Below are 17,418 nucleotides of genomic sequence, written 5' to 3' on the forward strand. Positions count from 1 at the left end.
GACTGTCCCGGGATGACCGAATTCACTTCTGCCTTCCGGGACGATCTGCAACGGCTCATGCGGTGGCGGCGCGACGTGCGCCGCTTCCGTACCGATCCGGTGGACGAGGCACTTCTTCGGGAGTGCCTCGACACGTTTCTGCTGGCACCGTCTGTGGGCCTGTCAGAGCCCTGGCGCGTGATCCGCGTGGACAGCGACCAAGCCCGCGCCGCTGCGCTCAAGAATTATGAAGCCGCCAACGCTGAAGCCCTCACAGGCTATGACGGCGACCGCGCAGCGCTTTATGCAAATCTCAAACTCTCCGGCATGCGGGAATCGCCTGTGCAACTGGCGATCTACTGCGATGACGCCACCGCCAAAGGCCAAGGCCTTGGCGCCGCCACCATGCCCGAAATGCGCCGCTACTCCGTTGTTGGCGCGATCACCCAATTCTGGCTCACCGCCCGCAGCTTTGGCCTGGGGGTTGGCTGGGTGTCCATTCTGGACCCGGATCAACTCAACCGCGACCTGGATGTGCCTACCGATTGGTCACTTGTCGCCTACCTCTGTGTCGGTTGGCCAGAAGAGCTGTCTGACACACCCGAGCTGGCCAAGGTTGGCTGGGAAGACCGCGACAAAACGCTCCCCATCCAGTCTCGCTGATTTTGGACTGGCCCACGCCCGACCCTCCCCATAGGAGGGCACTTTCAGCACCCATCCAGGGTCAGTTGCGGCCCTCGCCAAGTTCCACTCCCTTGCACCTCAGCCCGCAATCGGAGAAAACAGGCGCAAGCAAAGCAAAGGCCGTCCCATGAGCGACACCCCATCTGATCTCATCTGCGTTGGTGCCATTGGCGGCGCTTACGGCGTACACGGCGACGTCCGCCTCAAAAGCTTCACCGCCGAAGCGGACGCGCTGGAGGACTACGCGCCTCTGCTGACCGAAGACGGCGCCTTTGAGTTTGACATCGCCATTACCCGATCCATCAAAAACGGCCTCGCCGCGCGGCTCTCTGGCATCGAAACCAAAGAGCAAGCTGACGCGCTCAAGGGCGTGAAGCTCTTTGTTCCACGGGACCGCCTGCCGGAAACCGAGGACGATGAGTATTACTACACCGACCTTGTGGGCCTTGAAGTGCGCGACACCGGCGGCAACGTGCTTGGCAAAGTCAAAAACGTCCTCAACCACGGCGCCGCTGACCTGTTGGAAGTCCTGCCGCCAAAATCTTCCGAAACCGTATTTCTGCCTTTCACCATGGTCAATGTCCCCACCGTGGACATGGCTGCCGGCCGCATCATCGCCGATCCCCCTGAAGGCTTGTTTGACTGATGACTGACGCCTCCAAACCCAAATCCCATGGCCGCCTGTCCATCTCTGCCTCGCTCAAACCGCGCGAGCTGGTCACCCACAATCCGCGCCTGGCCAAAGTCTGGTCCGCTCGGATCATCACTTTGTTCCCCGATGCCTTCCCCGGTGTTTTGGGCGAAAGCCTCACTGGCAAGGCGCTCAAAGATGGAAAGTGGCAAATCGAAACCACCAACCTGCGCGACTTCGGCCTGACCAAACACCGCAACGTGGATGACACCCCCGCCGGCGGTGGCGCCGGCATGGTGCTGCGTCCTGACGTTCTTGGCCCCGCGATCGAGCACACCATGCGCGGCGCCCGTGGCAACTGGCCGCTGGTCTATCTCTCCCCCCGTGGCCGCCGCTTTGATCAAAAAATGGCCCGCGCCTGGTCTCAGGCAGACGGCGTGACCATGCTCTGCGGTCGTTTTGAAGGCGTGGATCAACGCGTTTTGGATCACTACAACATCCAAGAAGTCAGCCTTGGCGACTTTGTCCTCACTGGCGGAGAAATCGCCGCCCAAGCGATGATCGACGCCACCGTACGCCTGCTGCCGTCTGTGCTGGGCAACGCTGACAGTATTGAGGACGAAAGCCACTCCAACGGCTTGCTGGAGCACCCGCAATACACCAAGCCCGCCGAGTGGAACGGGCACAAAATTCCCGACATTCTGATGTCCGGCCACCACGCCAACATCGAGAAATGGCGTCATCAAATGGCCGAAGACATCACCAAGACCCGCCGCCCGGACATGTGGGCCGCCTATGAGGCCGACGAGGACAGTTAACCAAGTCCTTGCGCCTGCGCCCCTGTCCATGTTTTTGTTCCCGCATCACAATTCTGAACAGGGACCACAGACATGGCCGCCAAATTCGAGCTCTACACCGACAAAGCTGGTGAATTCCGTTTCCGCCTGAAAGCAGGCAACGGCGAGAACATCCTTGCCTCCGAAGGCTACAAGCAGAAAGCTAGCTGCGAAAACGGCATCGCGTCGGTGCAGAAAAACGCCGCGGATGACGCGCGTTACGAGCGCAAAGAAACCGCGTCCGGCAAATTCATGTTCAACCTGAAAGCCACCAACGGTCAGGTCATCGGCACCTCGCAGAGCTACACCAGTGCCTCCGGCCGCGACAATGGCATCGAAAGTGTCATGCGCAACGCACCAGAAGCCTCTGTGGTCGAACTCGACGACTAAGCTAAAATGACGGCGAGCGGGTCAACGGCCCTCTCGCCACCGCACCCAGGCTTCCGGACTGCCGCGAAACACGTTGATGTCCACCTTGCCTGCAATGCCGGGCACCAGCCCCGTCCCCGTATATTGCCAGAACGTCCAGCGCGCGCCGGGGTATATCTGTTGCGGGTGTCCCGCCACCGTACGCAGCCAGAACTCCGTGCCGCCCAAGGTGCCTATGCCTGTGTCGTGGAAGAAATCAACCGTGGTATAGACAATTGGCCGCCGCCCGTAATGCGCTTCCAAAATCGACAGGAACTTGCGCGCCTCACTGCGCACCTTGCTGCCGCTGGGCCGCAATCGGCATGTGCGTGATTGCGGTGTCCATTCCATGTCCAACACATGTGGCAACGGCGCCCCGCGCGGCACGTTCTTGATGAACCAGGCCGCCTGCTCCTCAGCCGGACGACAGAAATAGTAGTAATGATAGCCGCCCCAAGGAATGCCCGCGTTCGCCGCCCCGGCCCTATGAGTATCAAACAGCGGGTCCGCGAGATCCCCGCCCTCGGTGGCTTTGAGAAATGCAAAACTGACCCCAGACCGCCGCGCTTCCTGCCAATTGATGCTGGTCTGCCAGCGCGACACATCGATACCATGCACCGGATAACTCTCAGGCGGCCTACGGTCCCACTCATGTGGATCTGCATCGCCATATTTGGGATAGGTCACTATTTGTGATGCCAGGCTCTGCACCCGCGCCGCCTCAACCGCCGCAGCCTGCTGCGCTGCCTGAGCCGCCGGATCATCCGGCACCGAACGGCCGCAACTCGCCACCACGAGTAGAGCCAACAGACTTATCTTCAATACTCGCATATCACACCTAAACCAAACCGTTGCGCCCCCTCAGTAAACCGAGAGAGCGCATCTCTATGCAAGCAAAGCTTTTTTGAATGGCAAAGCCTCGCCTAAGCGGCTTTCTTCGCCGCCAAAAACGCTTCTTTGGCCTGATGGCCTTTCAAGGCTGGCAAGCCAATCGCATGTACGGTCAACACACCCAGCTTGTTCAGCGCCGCAAACACCAGCGCATCCATGAACCATGCCAGAGGCGTGCCCAGACTGCCCCAGAACGCGGGCAAGTCTGCAAAACCCGCAAACAGATATGTCCCAGTGGCCGCATGCACCGCCAATCCAATCCAGAACCCCGCGCAATACGGGCAGCGCCACTGCTCGTACAGCGACTGCACCGACTGCGGCAGCAACTTAAGTCCCCGCGTGAACCACGTGCCCCAGTGCGGCAGATGCTCCCAAAACAGCTGGTGGATTGCGATCCCCAACAAAAGATTTTCTATCGCCATGACAGTTTCCTTTCCTCATTTACTTAGTTAGACTAACTTACTAAATGACTCAAATTTCCAACCAACAACCACCACACACAGCTACAGGCTTGCCACGTCCCCAAGATCCTTTTCGAACTGGGTCGCAATCTGCTCATAAACTCGTGCGCCACGGGCCAGCTTCATCTGCCCTTCCGGTGTCAGCACAATGTGCTGCGCCCGCGCATCCATCATACATTGAAAGCGCGACACCAAATTCCGCGCCTCAAGCTTGGAGATCATCGTGCTGGCACTGGCCTTGGTCACGCCCAAAGCCTCCACAATATCCTGCAAATGCTGGCCGTGTTTGTCTTCATAGCGCTGCAAATCCGCCTGTTCTTGCACCGCGCTCAAATACTCAAACTCGCTGAAACTCAAATCGAGGTCCTGCCCCGCTTTGGTCCAGGCCCGATGGCAAGACTGATGCACTTTCTGCAGTTTTTTGGCGAGGTCAGACATGTAAGGCCTTTATAGTTCGCCAAACTAACTACTTGAGTCGCGATACACTGTCAAACCCCTTGCACGTATGGCCCATCTGCCCTAAACACCGGCTGTCCGCGTCTCGCATGAGTCGTTCGGGCCTGCTGTGCATTGCAATGATCTCCGGTTTCTTCGTCGGAGTTGGCAAAAAAAGCAGCAGAGGAAGACAAGAAAAGACGACCTGACCCTCTGGCGGGCGCTCAACGCGGACCCGGAAGAAGACCAAGAGTTCTGAGGTGCATCAAACCTTTGTGGATATAACCACAAGCAACATTTAGGAGATGATCCAATGGATCTGATCGCACAGCTCGAAGCGGAGCAGATTGCTGCGCTGGGGAAAGACATCCCCGATTTCAAAGCCGGTGACACCATCCGTGTTGGCTTTAAAGTGACCGAAGGTTCGCGCACCCGTGTGCAGAACTACGAAGGTGTTTGCATCAGCCGTAAAAACGGCCACGGCATCGCTGGCTCGTTCACTGTTCGCAAGATTTCCTTTGGCGAAGGTGTGGAGCGTGTGTTCCCACTGTTCTCGACCAACATCGACAGCATCACTGTTGTGCGTCGTGGTCGTGTACGTCGCGCCAAACTGTACTATCTGCGCTCCCGTCGTGGTAAATCCGCGCGTATCGCAGAAGACACCACCTACAAAGCCAAAAAAGCGTAAGGAGCGGTATCATGAAAAAAGACACTCATCCCGACTACCACTTCATCGACGTGAAAATGACCGACGGCACCATCATCAAGATGCGTTCCACCTACGGCAACGAAGGCGACACTCTGGCGCTCGACGTGGACCCATCCGTGCACCCAGCATGGAACGGTGGCTCCACCCGCCTGATGGACGCCGGTGGCCGCGTGTCCAAGTTCAAAAAGAAATACGAAGGCCTGGGCTTCTAAGAACCCCTCCCTTTGTTACAGAAACGCCGCCTCCCTCGGGGCGGCGTTTTTTTTGTTGGGGAAGACTATTTTTGCGCCTCCGGCGCTCAACCCGCCCCCATCGAGCTCAAAAGGCGCGGAAACATAGTGTTTCCGACCCCGAAATAGCTTTTTCTCGAAAACTCCGCCCATTTATGACACCTTCCCTCCAATTCCTAAAGTGCAACAGAAAACGCCACTGCCGTTTTGGGGTCGTGGTCAGTTCAATAATTAGGGGGAGGCATTGCCATGCCAATTGCAACCAAAGTGTTTACTTACGAGTTGGACGGATTGGCTTACACCGTCATGGTTTACGAAGAAGACGGGTCCATTTTTGCCGACATTACTGTCGATGAAGGCGCTATGGACGTAAATGCCGTCTACTTTGGCGATGACGATTATTCCGGTGACAGCGAATCCCTCTCTGGTCCCCTCAACATGAACGGCGTGCGCTTGGATGGCGAACGCGTTCAATGGGACGAGGCAGCTCAACTCAGCGATCCAGGTCTGGGTCCCGAAGGTGAAGACAAAGAAACATATCTGACCGAAGGCGACTCGCTCACAATTGAGCTAAACGCCGACAGCCTGGACGACATCGACATCTTTGGCATTCGGGCCACCTCAACAACCACTGACTCTGGATCAATCAAGGCTGTTTCTGATGATCCGGAAGAACCGGAAGAACCAGAAGAGCCCCTCATCGAAAAGGTCGGCTTTGGATATGAACTCAACGAAGATGGCGTCATCACTGACGGATACTACTTCGGTGCAGATGACTTGCCCGAGGGCAGCGAGCCAACCTTCGCAAACTACCTCAGTCACTTTGAGAACGGTGTCGGCGGTGATATCACGTCGCTAGAAGCCGTAGCGTTTTTTGAATTCCATGAAGATGGGTATCCGGTCGAACTGTTCCGTATCGAAGCTCCAGAAGGCGGCTTCACGGATTCCGATGAAATTCTGACCGCTTATGACGAGGCCGTCGAAAACGGTGCATTTGGCGATGCTGGCACAGAGGATGACCCCTTGGCACTGCTGGCCACTCTGGAACCTGAAGACCTGGAACCCGAAGGCACCGAAGAGGCCGACGACGACGTGGAAGATGTTTTGGCCTAGTGATCATTGCCGAATTTGGACACCGGGCGGAGCGAAAGCTTCGCCCTTAAAGCTTCTCACTTTAGACCGCCACCTCCCTGGGGTGCTTTTTGTCAGCAGCGCTGAGGTCCCGGACTTCCGCGCTCACCGGCCAACTCGCAGCCCCCAGCACCGCAAACCAATCAATATCGAACCGGACGCAAATCCCCGGCGTTTATTCTGCACCCACCGTGCACGCGAAGCATCACCTGCAATGCTTGCTTTGTGTTTCTGCCATCACGTGCCAAACTGTGATCTTTCAGAGCGTACCGCCGGAGGCCCGCATGCTCAAAGATCATTACGGAAACCCAATTTCGACATCCTCTCCAAAAGCGCAATCCAACTATGACCGCGCCGTACACCTTTTCCTGGGGGGCAACTACGGTGCTGTTGATGCCTTCTCCGACGCCGCCATGGAGGACCCGGACTTTGCCCTTGCCCACGCAGGGAAAGCCCGCGCGCTGATGATGACCGGCGATATGCCAGCCGCCAAAGCTGCCCTAACACAGGCCCAATCTCGGGCAAGCCAATCCTCACACCGTGAAAAAGCGCACATCAATCTGTTTGCCTTGATGCTATCTGGCAAAGCCGTCGAAGCCCGTAGCGCTGTCTGGGAGCACGTTCGAGACTACCCGCGCGACGCTCTGGCGGCACAGCTGTGTTCCAACGTCTTTGGCCTCATCGGGTTTTCAGGCAAGGTTGGACGCGAAGCTGAATTGCTGGCCTACACGACATCTCTGTTGCCTCATTACGGCGACGATTGGTGGATGATGTCGATGCATGCGCTGTCGCTTTGCGAAACGGGTCAAACAGATGCGTCTCTCACACTGATGGAAGCCTCCCTCACGCTCAATAGCCGCAATGCCAACGCCTCCCACTTCAAAGCCCATGCGCAATATGAAGCGGGCGCAACCAAAGAGGGTCGGGCCTACCTCTCCACCTGGCTCAAAGATTACGACGCCCGTGGCGTTCTGCACGGACATCTCAGTTGGCATGTCGCACTTTGGGCACTGCATCAGGGAGACGAAGCCGCGATGTGGGGGGCTGTGGAATCGCGCGTTGGCCCAGGCGGTGCCAAAGGCTTGCCGATCAATGTGCTGACCGACACTGCCGCAATTCTGTATCGCGCCGAACTGGCCGGAGTTGAAGTCGCCGCAACACGTTGGAAATCCCTCAGCGACTACGCGTCACAACGTTTCCCTGAAACCGGTCAAAGCTTTGCCGATCTCCATGCCGCCCTCAGCCACGCCATGGCTGGCGAAGGCGATCGCCTCGCCTACCTTACAGACACCGCCAAAGGCTATGCTGCGGATCTGATCAAACCCATGGCCGCCGCTTGGGGGCAAATTGCCCGATCCGATTGGACAGGGGCATTACACAATCTTTTGCCTGTCATGGCCCAAACAGAGCGCCTCGGCGGCAGCCGTGCGCAGCGCGACCTGCTGGAGCTCACTTACGCCAACGTGCTGATGAAACTGGGCAAGACCGACGAGGCTCTGCGCAGCCTCTCAACCCGCCGTCCGGTTCTGGCGGAAGCCCCGCCTCTAGTTCTCACGCCGTGACCGATTTGCGTCCCCGCGTGCGCAGCAAGATCACGCCCATGATGGCAATATTCAACGCATTCCACGCAATGCCATTCACAAAGGCCAGCTCATAACTGCCGCTCACGTCGTAAATCCAGCCCGACATCCAGCCGCCAATTGCCATGCCCAGAATAGTCGCCATCATCACAAAGCCCACCCGGCTTCCGGCTTCCTTGGAAGGCATGTATTCCCGCACGACCAGCGCATAAGCAGGCACAATTCCGCCCTGCGCCAAGCCAAAGGCCAGGCTGACCAGATAGAGCGGCACCAACCCATCAAACGGCAGAAACAGGAACAACGCCCCCATCTGCAAAATTGACCCAATCAACAGCGTCAGCACACCGCCCAGCTTGTCCGCCACAAGCCCACTGATCAGCCGACTGACCACGCCGCCCATCAACATCAACGCCAGCATCTCTGCCCCGACGGCCGCCCCATAGCCAAGATCGACGCAGAAGCTCACGATATGCACCTGTGGCATGCTCATCGCCACACAACAGCCAATCCCCGCCAGACCCAAAATCCACATCAACGGCGCAGGCTTGAACGGCGCACCAGCTTGCCGCGCCTGCGCCGCGCTGTCCTGCGCGGCCAACGCCTCCGCTGGTACCTTGGGGCGCAACAAGAACGCCAAAGGCACCACCGCCACCACGGTCATCACCGCCAGCACCACAAACACCGCGCGCCAACCATACGTGCTTAACACGCCACTCAACAGCACCGGCCAGATCGCACCGGACAGGTAATTGCCACTGGCGGCAACCGCCACTGCAATCCCGCGCCGCTTCTGAAACCACAGCGACACATCCGCAATCAGCGGTCCAAACCCCACCGCCGTGCCAAAGCCCAAAAACAGATGCACAAACGACAGCATCAGCACCGACCCACTCAGCGCCGCCGCACCATAGCTCACCGCGCTCAAAACCGCCGCGCCAATCAGCGCCTTGGTCACCCCCCAACGGTCCACCGCCTGCCCAATGACAAAGTTGCCCAGCGCAAAGCCAACCATGGTCAGCACATAGGGCAACGAAGCATCCGCCCGATCGATGCCAAACTCCTCCTGCACAGCAGGCATCACCACAATCACCGCCCACATGCCCACATTGGCAAACACGCCAATCAAAAGCGTGATGGCGAGGCGGATCCAACTGTAGCGGCTATCAAGAATGGGATGTGTCATGGCGTCACGCTAGGGCTGTCGCGCACAGGTGTATAGGGCCAGAGTGCAGCTTTCACGCCACGTCTGGCATACCTGACTGTCAAACCCGATCCGGGGTGCGTAAACTCGCGACAACTACAGCACAAGAGCCTCTCATGTCTGCCCGTCTGGTTTTGCTACTTGCCGCCTTTGGCCTCGTCCCAATTGCGCTGTCCTACGGCGTCGCTCCCACAAAGTCGGTGCCCTACCTGCTCGACTTTCCGGTCGAGGGCACCAATCAAAGCCACGTTTTCCGCGCCATTATGGGCCTCTACCTGGCCAACGTGCTCTTCTGGATCGCAGGCGCACTACGCCAATCACTTCGGCGCGCGGCCCTCTGGTCGCTGTTTCTGTTTATGGCAGGCCTCGCCGCTGGTCGTGTGCTGAGCCTGCTGCTCGACGGCCTGCCAAACTTTGTTCTGCTGTTCTATCTTGCCGCGGAGCTTTTGTTTGCCGCACTCGCCTTCCAAGCGCTGCGCAACACCAACTAGCGCCGTCAGCCCACCTGCTGGTGCACCTCGATCACATTGCCCTCGGGATCCTGAAAAAACACCTGATGCCACTCTTTGGCAAAGGCCGTGCCGTAATCCGAATAGGGCACACCGTTCTCCTCCAGCACTTTCAGAAACGCCGGCAGATCATCGGTGCGAAACGCAATATGCCCACGGTCCACCGGATTGATCACCTGCCCGTTCACAAAGGCCACATCCAGCCGCCGCTCCGCCAAATGCATCTGCATATCCCCGTCGGTGGCAAAGCGGATCTGCCCGTCATACCCGCGTGCATCATCCGCCTCTGTGCGTGGAAACTCCTCTTGCGGAACATCGTCCAGCCCCAACACTTTGGTGTAGAACTCATGCAGCCGATCCACATCCTTGGAGACAAAATTTATGTGGTGAAATTCGAGTTTCATGGGAGGGCTCCTGCGCAAAATATCTTTGCGCTCATAGAGCCCAGAACTCCATGAGTTTACAAGCGGCTAGACCGAGCCTGCCCCGCCAGTCCAAACAGCAACACCCGTGTGTTGGCGGCCAACCATTCCTCTGCATACGCCTCGTCATTGAGCACGGTCTTGCCGTCCCCCTTCATCGTAGCCGCATACATGATCTGATTGCCGAGCCGGTCGAGCACCATCCCGGTGATCAGCTCGACTTCAAGATCTGCATCGACAAACCCCGCGTTCTGCGCCTCTTTCAGGTATCCGGCGAACCCCTCATGATATCGCGCACCGCCCACAAAACCCCGATTCTCCCGCACCAGAATGCGAAACACCGGCGCCTGCGCAATCAACGCCCGAAACGTCTCGGAAATAAACATCTCCAACCGCAGCCGCATTTCCTCTGCCGTCTTGGGCGGCTTGGAAATCAACCGCAGCGGCACGTCAAACGTCGCTGCGGTGAATTCATCGATGATGGCGTTGAACAACCCTTCTTTGGTGCCAAAGTAGTGGTGGATCATTGTCGAACTGGCGTCCGCCGCCTTACAGATTTCACGCACCGAGGCCCCGGCATAGCCCCGGTCCGCAAACAGCGTTTTGCCAGCGTCAATCAAGCGCGCTTTGATGGATGTGTCCTGCATGTGACCTCCCATTCCCGCGCCCTTTCGCGCAGATCAGGCCGCGAGCGCCGCCGCCTCTGATTTGATTTTTTCTACCTTTCTGGGGTGCGGTTGACCAGTCTCTACAAAGTGCTGAATTTCCTCAAGACTGCGGATGAACCCGGCATCCAGACCTTTGGTCAACATCCCGCGCATCGGTTTGGCAAACCATTTTGGCGTGGCCTCCCCGATCCAGGTCACTTCACAGGTCGCGTCGTTGATCGCCCGCACAATCACCGTGGAGGTGTAGCCCTTCATTGGCATGGCTTTGGACCCCTTGTGAAGGGTCACATCCACACTGAGAGTCATCGCCTCCGGGTCAAACTGGGTCAGCACCTCTTCTTGGTACATTGGCGCAAACTTGTGGAACAGGTAGGAATAGCGCCCTTTTGCTGGCGCGCCGGGCAACGCTGGGCCCTCGATGGCCTCGGCACGCGGGATCGCCGCCATCCAGCGGTTCACTGCAACAAAGTCGTCCCCAATCAACTTCCAGGCGGCGGAAGCGGGGGCTTTCACGGTGATTGAATTCTTTGAGGTCATTGCACGGCCTTTCGATTGCACAGCATTATCTAACAATCGTAAGATAGGGTTCAACGGTCGATCCGTCAACTGAGTCGCTAAAAACGCACAGCGCAGGGTCACGCCCCACGGCGTCCCTGCACAGCTTAGATATTGAGAAGTAACGTCGTGCGTGGTGAACGCCCGCCAGCTGTTTTAACCTTTGGAGGCCTCGGCAGTCTGTACCACCTGCTGCTGAAACGGCGGCTCGCCAAAGCTGCGGAACTCGCCATTGTCCGCGTTAAACGCCCACCGGGCGACCAAAAGTTGATACTCTTTGGTGTAGAGATCCGGCTCGTGTTCATCTTCGGCAACGCGCATACGCCAAGAGCCTTGCACCCGCGTTGGCAACCGCACGTCCTTGCGTTTGGGCGCCTTGGTCACGCGGTAATTGGCATTTTCCCACTTTCGCTTCAAAAGCGTCACCAACTCTGCCGCCTCACGTTTCCGACGACCTGCAAAGATCACGTCAATTTCCACGTCGTTCTGCACCAAGCCTTTGATAATCACATCATCACGAGAGTTTTTGGAAAACTTGGGAATCAAATTCACCACCAACTCTGTTGGCGGCTTTTTGAATAGCCCGCCATCTTCATAAGCAGGTGTGATCTTGGCTGAGTTTTCGATGCGTTTCTTCAAGGTCCTGGTCCGCTGCTGCGTGGGGCTGTGCCCGTTCGTGCTGCGCCAATAGTCCTGCAAACGCCTTAACAATTGATTGGCATTCGAGGCAGATCGACGCAGTTTTCAGTGCGCCGATGCACAACTTCAAGCACCACCCTCTCCAAATCGCCACCGTCGCAAAACAGACGTGAAACCGACGTGCAAATCGGGGTGTTTACTGCCCCAACGCCTGCCCCAGATCCGCAATCAAATCCTCGGCATTTTCCGCCCCAACCGAAATCCGCAACAGCGTTTCAGGAATGCCGGTGTGCGGCTCAATGGTGTGGCGATGCTCAACCAGACTCTCCACCCCACCAAGTGAGGTGGCCCTATGGAAAAGCTTCATCTTTCCAGCCGCTTGCAGAGCCGTTTCCTTGTCCCCCTTCACAAGCAATGACATTAAGAACCCTGCCCCGCCCGGCATCTGGACCTTGGCCAGTTGATGCTGCGGATGGCTCTCTAGGCCAGGAAACAGCACACTGTCCACCTTGGGGTGGTCCTCCAGAAAACGCGCTATTTTCATAGCGTTATCCACCATGCGCTCGACCCGCAATGCCATCGTGCGCATGCCGCGCAACAGCAACCAAGCCTCAAACGGCCCCATCACCGCGCCCGCACTGGCACGATCCACTTCGATCTCTTCCCAAACCGGCGTGATCTCCTTGGTGACCAACACACCACCCAGCACATCCGAATGCCCGTTGATCACTTTGGTCGTGGAGTGCATCACAATATCTGCGCCCAATTTCAAAGGGTTGGTCAGAATCGGTGAAGCCGCCGTACTGTCCACCGCCAAGAGCGCACCGCAGCTCTCTGCCGCCTGCTTGGCAACTGCCACGTCTGTGATTTTCAACCACGGGTTAGACGGCGTCTCCACCCAAACCACATTGGCTGGTCCCTTGGCGCAAACGTCGGCCAACGCGTCCGTGTCACTCGCGTCCACCTCATCAATAACAATCTGACGACGCTCGCAAAATTCGCGAATCCACTTGGTGGTGTTCCAATAGATTCCGCTTTGCACAATCACCCGCCCACCAGTTGGCACGGTGCGAAACAGCGCCGCAATCGCCGCCATGCCCGACGGGAACAACAACGCCGCCGCGCCGCCTTCCAACTGCGCCAAAACCGTCTCCGCCTGCCGCGCCACATCATTGTGCGGTCGGGCGTAAATGTTGTTTTCGTTCAGAGGGTTGTAATTCTCGTCCCGCGCGAAGGTGGTTGCCGGCTGGATTGGCGGCACCACGCCACCGCTTTGCTGGTCAATCGCCCCGCCAGCCTGCGCCAACAGTGTTTCCGGCAACATATCTTTAAAATCCATGATCTTCCCTCGCGTCTTTGCGCGCACAAAATCGCAGCGACAGTAAACTTGCAACCCCAACGCACGCCCGTGTAGGAGGTCATCATGACCCGCGTGATACTCTTCAACAAACCCTTCGATGTGCTGTCTCAATTCACCGACAAAGGTCTTGAGGGCAGCACCCGCCGCACTTTGTCGGATTTCATTGACGTGCCCAAAGTCTATCCGGCTGGCCGGCTGGACCGCGACAGCGAAGGTTTGATGGTGCTCACCGACGACGGGAAATTACAGGCCCGCATAGCCGACCCGCGCCACAAGATGGCCAAAACCTATTGGGTGCAGATCGAAGGCGCGCCTGACGACGCAGCCTTGGAAGCTTTACGAAAAGGCGTGAAACTGAAAGACGGCCTGACGAAGCCCGCCAAGGTGCAAGTCATTGACGAACCAGTTAAACTCTGGCCGCGCACCCCGCCGATCCGTGTGCGAAAATCCATTCCAGACACCTGGATTTCCCTCACCATCCGCGAGGGTCGGAACCGCCAAGTGCGCCGCATGACCGCCGCAGTTGGTCACCCCACTTTGCGACTTATTCGGGCACAGATTGGTGACTGGCGCTTGGGTGGATTGGAAAGTGGCACTTGGCGGGACGCCTAGCGCATCAATCACTTTTCCTGTGGATAATCACAACATATAGTAGACAGCAACAAACCCGCGCCGTAAGTGCCGCGGGACTGAAACACGAGCAGGGACAACGGGCATGGCACATATCATTGTGGTCGGAAACGAGAAGGGCGGCGCAGGCAAATCCACCCTATCGATGCACATCGCGACAGCGCTTGCACGCATGGGCCACAAAGTGGGCGGCATTGACCTCGACCTGCGGCAGAAAAGCTTCGGAAGCTATGTCGCCAACCGTCGGAAATTCCTGCAAAAAGCAGGCCTCGACCTACCGAGCCCAGACTATCACGATTTGCCAGAAGTCGACCAAGCCGCGCTGCAACCCGGCGAAAATGTCTACGACCATCGCCTGTCCGCTGCAGTCTCGATGCTGGAGCCAAACAACGATTTTATCCTGATCGACTGCCCCGGCTCCCACACCCGGTTGAGCCAGGTTGCGCACTCCTTAGCGGATACGCTGGTGACCCCGCTGAACGACAGCTTTGTCGACTTTGACCTGCTTGCCAAGATCGACGCAGACGGCGAGAAAATCCTCGGCCCATCGGTCTATTCCGAAATGGTCTGGAACGCCCGGCAACTGCGGGCGCAAGCAGGGTTGAAACCCATCGACTGGATTGTCATGCGCAACCGGATGGGTGCACAACAGATGGTCAACAAAGAGAAAATGGGCAAAGCGCTCGACCGATTGGCCAAACGCATCGGCTTCCGCGTCGCCCCCGGTTTCAACGAGCGGGTTGTGTTCCGTGAGCTGTTTCCGCGCGGCCTTACGCTGCTGGACCTACGCGACACCGGCGTGAAGCAACTCAACATCTCCAACGTGGCCGCCCGTCAGGAATTGCGTGAGCTGATCAAAGCGCTGAACCTGCCTGGGGTGTCGGCTGACTTCTAAGACCATGACCGCGCGCGACCAAGCTCCTCAGCCCGCCGCGCGGCCCACGCGCCTGATGGCCATGGCCGCTTTGGTGGTGGCAGAACTGCTCTTGGTGATCCTCACCTATCAGGTCATGGCCTCCATCGAGTGTCGCCAAACCGAAATCGAAGCCGCCTGTCGCGCCCTGCGGTCGATGACCGCACGCGGCTTGGCTGTCATGACCGTGATGGCACTCTATTTCTGGCTGCGCCCCGCCGCCTACCGTGCCTTGGCGGACCGCACTCTTGCGCAACCGGGCCATCGGGTCTGGATGCTGCTCCACCTTGCAGGGCTTGCGCTGATCTTCCTGCCGCTGCCGCTTTTTGGCGCCGCCGAAATCTCCCGCGCCTTCACGCCCACCCTTGTTTTGTTGACCGCTGGTGGCCTGCTGACGGCCCTCGGCGCGGTGTTTTGGGTCACACCGCTCGCCGCCTGCCGCGACTGGATGCGCAACGACAGCTACCTGTTGCCTCTGGCTCTGTTCGTTGGTTTTCTGGTCCCCGACCTCGCTGACCTCATGCGCCCGCTCTGGGAGTGGAGCACACTCAGCAGCCTGACCTTCTTCCTGGTTTTCCTGGTGTTGACCCTCCTTGGCTTTGACGTTGGCGTGCACCCACCTACCTATGAAATTGGCGTCGATGGGTTCTGGGTGCAGATCGCCAGCCAATGCTCCGGTGTAGAGGGAATTGCGCTCATCTCAATCTTCATGGGGTTCTACGCCACCCTTATGCGCCCGGACCTGCGCCAGAAACGCTTCTGGCTGATCCTGTTCCCACTGGCGGTCCTGGCCAGCTGGCTTTTCAACATCCTGCGCATCGCCATTCTGATTGTGATCGGAGCCCGTGTCTCGCCGGAACACGCCCTCAACGGCTTTCACTCCTATGCAGGTTGGCTGATGTTCACAGCTCTGGCCTTGCTGATTGTGCTGGTTGCACATCGTGCCCAATGGTTGCACCGCACACCGCTAGCCCAACACCCAACCGCTGCCATCCGGCACGACGCGCTCGCGGCCAAGATTGTCCCCTTCATTGTGATGATGTTGTCCGGTGTGTTTGTGTCTGCCTTCTGGCCAGACCCGGAAGCGGGCTATCCGGTGCGTGCTGCCTTAATGGCACTCCCACTGATTTTTTTCTTTCCAGCGCTGCACACCCTCTGGCGCAAACCATCGCTGGAGGCCGTCGCCGTGGGCCTCATCATCGGCGTTCTCTGGATTGTCACCGCCCCTTCTGAAGACCCGCCAACAACAAACACGCCCAGCCTGTTTTGGATCGCCACACGTATGATTGGCACCATTCTTCTGGTGCCGGTCATCGAAGAGCTGTTTTTCCGCGGCTACCTGTTACGCCGCCTGCACCAGAACACGATGCTCTGGACCTTTGTCGCCGTTGGTGTCTCCAGCCTGCTCTTTGGCCTGATGCACGATCGCGTTTTTACGGGCACACTCGCAGGCGTCGCCTTTGGCCTGCTTTATCTGCGCCGGTCTGAAACGTCGGACGCCGTTGTTGCGCATATCGTGGCCAACGCCACCATAGCACTTGCCGCCCTGCTGACGGCAAAATGGGCGCTCATCTGAGCGCCCATCTGGTTTTCCTCAACCTGTTGAGACTGGCTTAGCTTTGTTTTTGACGACGGCGCAGTTCCCAAACCAGCGCCAAAGTTGCAAGCACGGCAGCCACGGCCAACAGCCCAGCCCCTGCGTCAATTTCCGGAACAGCGTTGGAACCACCACCTGTGTCACCGCTACCGGTGTCACCACCGCCCCACCAGCGCCACCACCAACCGTACCAACCGCCATAGTCTTGTGCGAAGGCAGCTGGCGCACTTAGCATCAGAGCAGATAGTGCAAAAACCGCAGCTTTAGATTTGTTCAAAAGACCCATAGAAAACTCCCGGACCTATGCCTGTGTATTGAAACTAGGGTGCCATAGCGGCCAACGACGTTTCAAGCAGATTGCTGCAAATGCACAATAACTTGTCATTTCGCACCCAGACTGTCCGCATTTGAAAAACAATCCGCCTTGGAGGTCAAAACTGTCGCCAAGCCATCACACCGAAAGCGAATCGAACCCCAAAATGATTCGCTCAATTTGTGCGCCCCGCCAACTTCAGCAACATCCCCTTCAAGGTCTGCATCTCAGCCTCACTCAACTGCGCCAAAAGACTGCCCTCATACCCCTGCGCCACCTCGCGCAGGTCGCGGTACACTTTCTCCCCCGCAGGTGTGAGCTCCAACCACTCCACCCGCCGGTCCTCTTCGCTGCGGGCGCGCTTGACCAAGCGTCGATCCGCCAACCGCTGCACCGCACGGCTGACCTTGGTCTTATGCACCTTACCTTGGGCCCCAATCTCGGTGGCGGTCAGCCGTCCAAATATCCCAAGATGGAACAGCACCCGCCACTCGCTGCGCAACAGCCCGTAGCGGTCCTTATAGACCTTCTGAAACCCCAGACTGGCTTCCTCAGCCGCCTGGTTCAGCAAGTAAGGCAAAAACGCCTGTAAATCGAAGTCATCAGGTTTTGTCATAGGCTGCGCATCCTCCTGCT

General features: G+C 58.0%; 23 protein-coding genes. 12 read left to right on the plus strand and 11 right to left on the minus strand.

Features of this window, described 5'->3' with window-relative positions:
• The first annotated feature begins 12 nt into the window (after nt 1–12).
• The 4 genes from bluB to Q0955_RS15085 all read left to right on the plus strand — a co-directional run bounded on the left by bluB (nt 13) and on the right by Q0955_RS15085 (nt 2,520).
• Nucleotides 13–642, plus strand: a complete 630-nt coding sequence (gene bluB / locus Q0955_RS15070) for a 5,6-dimethylbenzimidazole synthase (RefSeq protein ID WP_299425584.1) — start codon at nt 13–15, stop codon at nt 640–642.
• 148 nt (nt 643–790) lie between these two features.
• Nucleotides 791–1,309: a ribosome maturation factor RimM gene (rimM, locus tag Q0955_RS15075; RefSeq protein ID WP_299425586.1), complete on the plus strand. Its 519-nt coding sequence runs from the start codon at nt 791–793 to the stop codon at nt 1,307–1,309.
• On the plus strand, nt 1,309–2,112 hold the full coding sequence (trmD, locus tag Q0955_RS15080) for a tRNA (guanosine(37)-N1)-methyltransferase TrmD (protein ID WP_299425588.1): 804 nt from the start codon (nt 1,309–1,311) through the stop codon (nt 2,110–2,112). Before rimM ends, trmD begins: the two co-directional genes overlap by 1 nt.
• 72 nt (nt 2,113–2,184) lie before the next feature.
• The gene (locus tag Q0955_RS15085; RefSeq protein WP_299425590.1) at nt 2,185–2,520 is read left to right on the plus strand and encodes a YegP family protein; all 336 of its coding nucleotides are present in this window, start codon (nt 2,185–2,187) and stop codon (nt 2,518–2,520) included.
• Between the two features lie 21 nt (nt 2,521–2,541).
• On the opposite strand, the gene Q0955_RS15090 is transcribed toward Q0955_RS15085, so the two are convergent.
• The 3 genes from Q0955_RS15090 to Q0955_RS15100 all read right to left on the minus strand — a co-directional run bounded on the left by Q0955_RS15090 (nt 2,542) and on the right by Q0955_RS15100 (nt 4,328).
• Nucleotides 2,542–3,369, minus strand: coding sequence for a GH25 family lysozyme (locus Q0955_RS15090; RefSeq protein ID WP_299425593.1), 828 nt, complete (start codon nt 3,367–3,369; stop codon nt 2,542–2,544).
• Between the two features lie 92 nt (nt 3,370–3,461).
• Complete coding sequence (locus tag Q0955_RS15095) at nt 3,462–3,851, minus strand: hypothetical protein (RefSeq protein WP_299425596.1); 390 nt, start codon at nt 3,849–3,851, stop codon at nt 3,462–3,464.
• 81 nt (nt 3,852–3,932) lie between these two features.
• Nucleotides 3,933–4,328: a MarR family transcriptional regulator gene (locus Q0955_RS15100; protein ID WP_299425599.1), complete on the minus strand. Its 396-nt coding sequence runs from the start codon at nt 4,326–4,328 to the stop codon at nt 3,933–3,935.
• A 310-nt stretch (nt 4,329–4,638) separates the two neighbouring features.
• Between Q0955_RS15100 and rplS the strand changes: the two genes are divergently transcribed.
• From rplS to Q0955_RS15120, 4 genes are all read left to right on the plus strand, one after another.
• A complete protein-coding gene (gene rplS, locus Q0955_RS15105) occupies nt 4,639–5,013 on the plus strand; it encodes a 50S ribosomal protein L19 (RefSeq protein ID WP_299425601.1) in 375 nt (124 codons plus the stop codon).
• An 11-nt stretch (nt 5,014–5,024) separates the two neighbouring features.
• Nucleotides 5,025–5,246, plus strand: a complete 222-nt coding sequence (gene rpmE / locus Q0955_RS15110) for a 50S ribosomal protein L31 (protein WP_093090590.1) — start codon at nt 5,025–5,027, stop codon at nt 5,244–5,246.
• A 267-nt stretch (nt 5,247–5,513) separates the two neighbouring features.
• Entirely contained in the window at nt 5,514–6,377 is an 864-nt protein-coding gene (locus Q0955_RS15115) for a hypothetical protein (protein WP_299425604.1), read from the plus strand.
• A gap of 302 nt (nt 6,378–6,679) precedes the next feature.
• Nucleotides 6,680–7,957: a tetratricopeptide repeat protein gene (locus Q0955_RS15120; RefSeq protein ID WP_299425607.1), complete on the plus strand. Its 1,278-nt coding sequence runs from the start codon at nt 6,680–6,682 to the stop codon at nt 7,955–7,957.
• Here the strand turns inward: Q0955_RS15120 and Q0955_RS15125 are convergent.
• Complete coding sequence (locus tag Q0955_RS15125) at nt 7,947–9,158, minus strand: MFS transporter (RefSeq protein WP_299425609.1); 1,212 nt, start codon at nt 9,156–9,158, stop codon at nt 7,947–7,949. The genes Q0955_RS15120 and Q0955_RS15125 overlap by 11 nt on opposite strands.
• Nucleotides 9,159–9,292: 134 nt before the next feature.
• On the opposite strand from Q0955_RS15125, the gene Q0955_RS15130 reads away from it, so the two are divergent.
• Nucleotides 9,293–9,667 (plus strand): DUF4345 domain-containing protein, encoded by a 375-nt coding sequence (locus Q0955_RS15130; RefSeq protein WP_299425612.1) that lies wholly within the window; start codon nt 9,293–9,295, stop codon nt 9,665–9,667.
• 5 nt (nt 9,668–9,672) lie between these two features.
• Here Q0955_RS15130 and Q0955_RS15135 read toward each other — a convergent pair whose 3' ends face one another.
• The 5 genes from Q0955_RS15135 to Q0955_RS15155 all read right to left on the minus strand — a co-directional run bounded on the left by Q0955_RS15135 (nt 9,673) and on the right by Q0955_RS15155 (nt 13,308).
• Complete coding sequence (locus tag Q0955_RS15135; RefSeq protein WP_299425615.1) at nt 9,673–10,089, minus strand: VOC family protein; 417 nt, start codon at nt 10,087–10,089, stop codon at nt 9,673–9,675.
• A 56-nt stretch (nt 10,090–10,145) separates the two neighbouring features.
• Nucleotides 10,146–10,754, minus strand: coding sequence for a TetR/AcrR family transcriptional regulator (locus Q0955_RS15140; protein WP_299425618.1), 609 nt, complete (start codon nt 10,752–10,754; stop codon nt 10,146–10,148).
• A gap of 33 nt (nt 10,755–10,787) precedes the next feature.
• Nucleotides 10,788–11,312 carry an SRPBCC family protein gene (locus Q0955_RS15145; RefSeq protein WP_299425620.1) on the minus strand — a complete coding sequence of 175 codons (525 nt, stop codon included), beginning with the start codon at nt 11,310–11,312 and terminating at the stop codon, nt 10,788–10,790.
• A gap of 174 nt (nt 11,313–11,486) precedes the next feature.
• Nucleotides 11,487–11,969, minus strand: coding sequence for a hypothetical protein (locus Q0955_RS15150; RefSeq protein ID WP_299425623.1), 483 nt, complete (start codon nt 11,967–11,969; stop codon nt 11,487–11,489).
• Nucleotides 11,970–12,165: 196 nt separating this feature from the next.
• Nucleotides 12,166–13,308 (minus strand): PLP-dependent aspartate aminotransferase family protein, encoded by a 1,143-nt coding sequence (locus Q0955_RS15155; RefSeq protein WP_299425624.1) that lies wholly within the window; start codon nt 13,306–13,308, stop codon nt 12,166–12,168.
• Nucleotides 13,309–13,392: 84 nt separating this feature from the next.
• Between Q0955_RS15155 and Q0955_RS15160 the strand changes: the two genes are divergently transcribed.
• The 3 genes from Q0955_RS15160 to xrtE all read left to right on the plus strand — a co-directional run bounded on the left by Q0955_RS15160 (nt 13,393) and on the right by xrtE (nt 16,448).
• Nucleotides 13,393–13,941 (plus strand): pseudouridine synthase, encoded by a 549-nt coding sequence (locus tag Q0955_RS15160; RefSeq protein ID WP_299425627.1) that lies wholly within the window; start codon nt 13,393–13,395, stop codon nt 13,939–13,941.
• 103 nt (nt 13,942–14,044) lie between these two features.
• Nucleotides 14,045–14,854 (plus strand): division plane positioning ATPase MipZ, encoded by an 810-nt coding sequence (locus tag Q0955_RS15165; protein ID WP_299425629.1) that lies wholly within the window; start codon nt 14,045–14,047, stop codon nt 14,852–14,854.
• A 4-nt stretch (nt 14,855–14,858) separates the two neighbouring features.
• Nucleotides 14,859–16,448 carry an exosortase E/protease, VPEID-CTERM system gene (gene xrtE, locus Q0955_RS15170; RefSeq protein ID WP_299425632.1) on the plus strand — a complete coding sequence of 530 codons (1,590 nt, stop codon included), beginning with the start codon at nt 14,859–14,861 and terminating at the stop codon, nt 16,446–16,448.
• A gap of 37 nt (nt 16,449–16,485) precedes the next feature.
• On the opposite strand, the gene Q0955_RS15175 is transcribed toward xrtE, so the two are convergent.
• Nucleotides 16,486–16,755 (minus strand): VPEID-CTERM sorting domain-containing protein, encoded by a 270-nt coding sequence (locus Q0955_RS15175; RefSeq protein ID WP_299425634.1) that lies wholly within the window; start codon nt 16,753–16,755, stop codon nt 16,486–16,488.
• Between the two features lie 202 nt (nt 16,756–16,957).
• Nucleotides 16,958–17,398, minus strand: coding sequence for a MarR family transcriptional regulator (locus Q0955_RS15180; protein WP_299425636.1), 441 nt, complete (start codon nt 17,396–17,398; stop codon nt 16,958–16,960).
• Between the last annotated feature and the right edge of the window lie 20 nt (nt 17,399–17,418).

It is taken from the genome of uncultured Shimia sp. (assembly GCF_947493595.1).
In the GTDB taxonomy this organism is placed as follows: Bacteria; Pseudomonadota; Alphaproteobacteria; order Rhodobacterales; family Rhodobacteraceae; genus Shimia.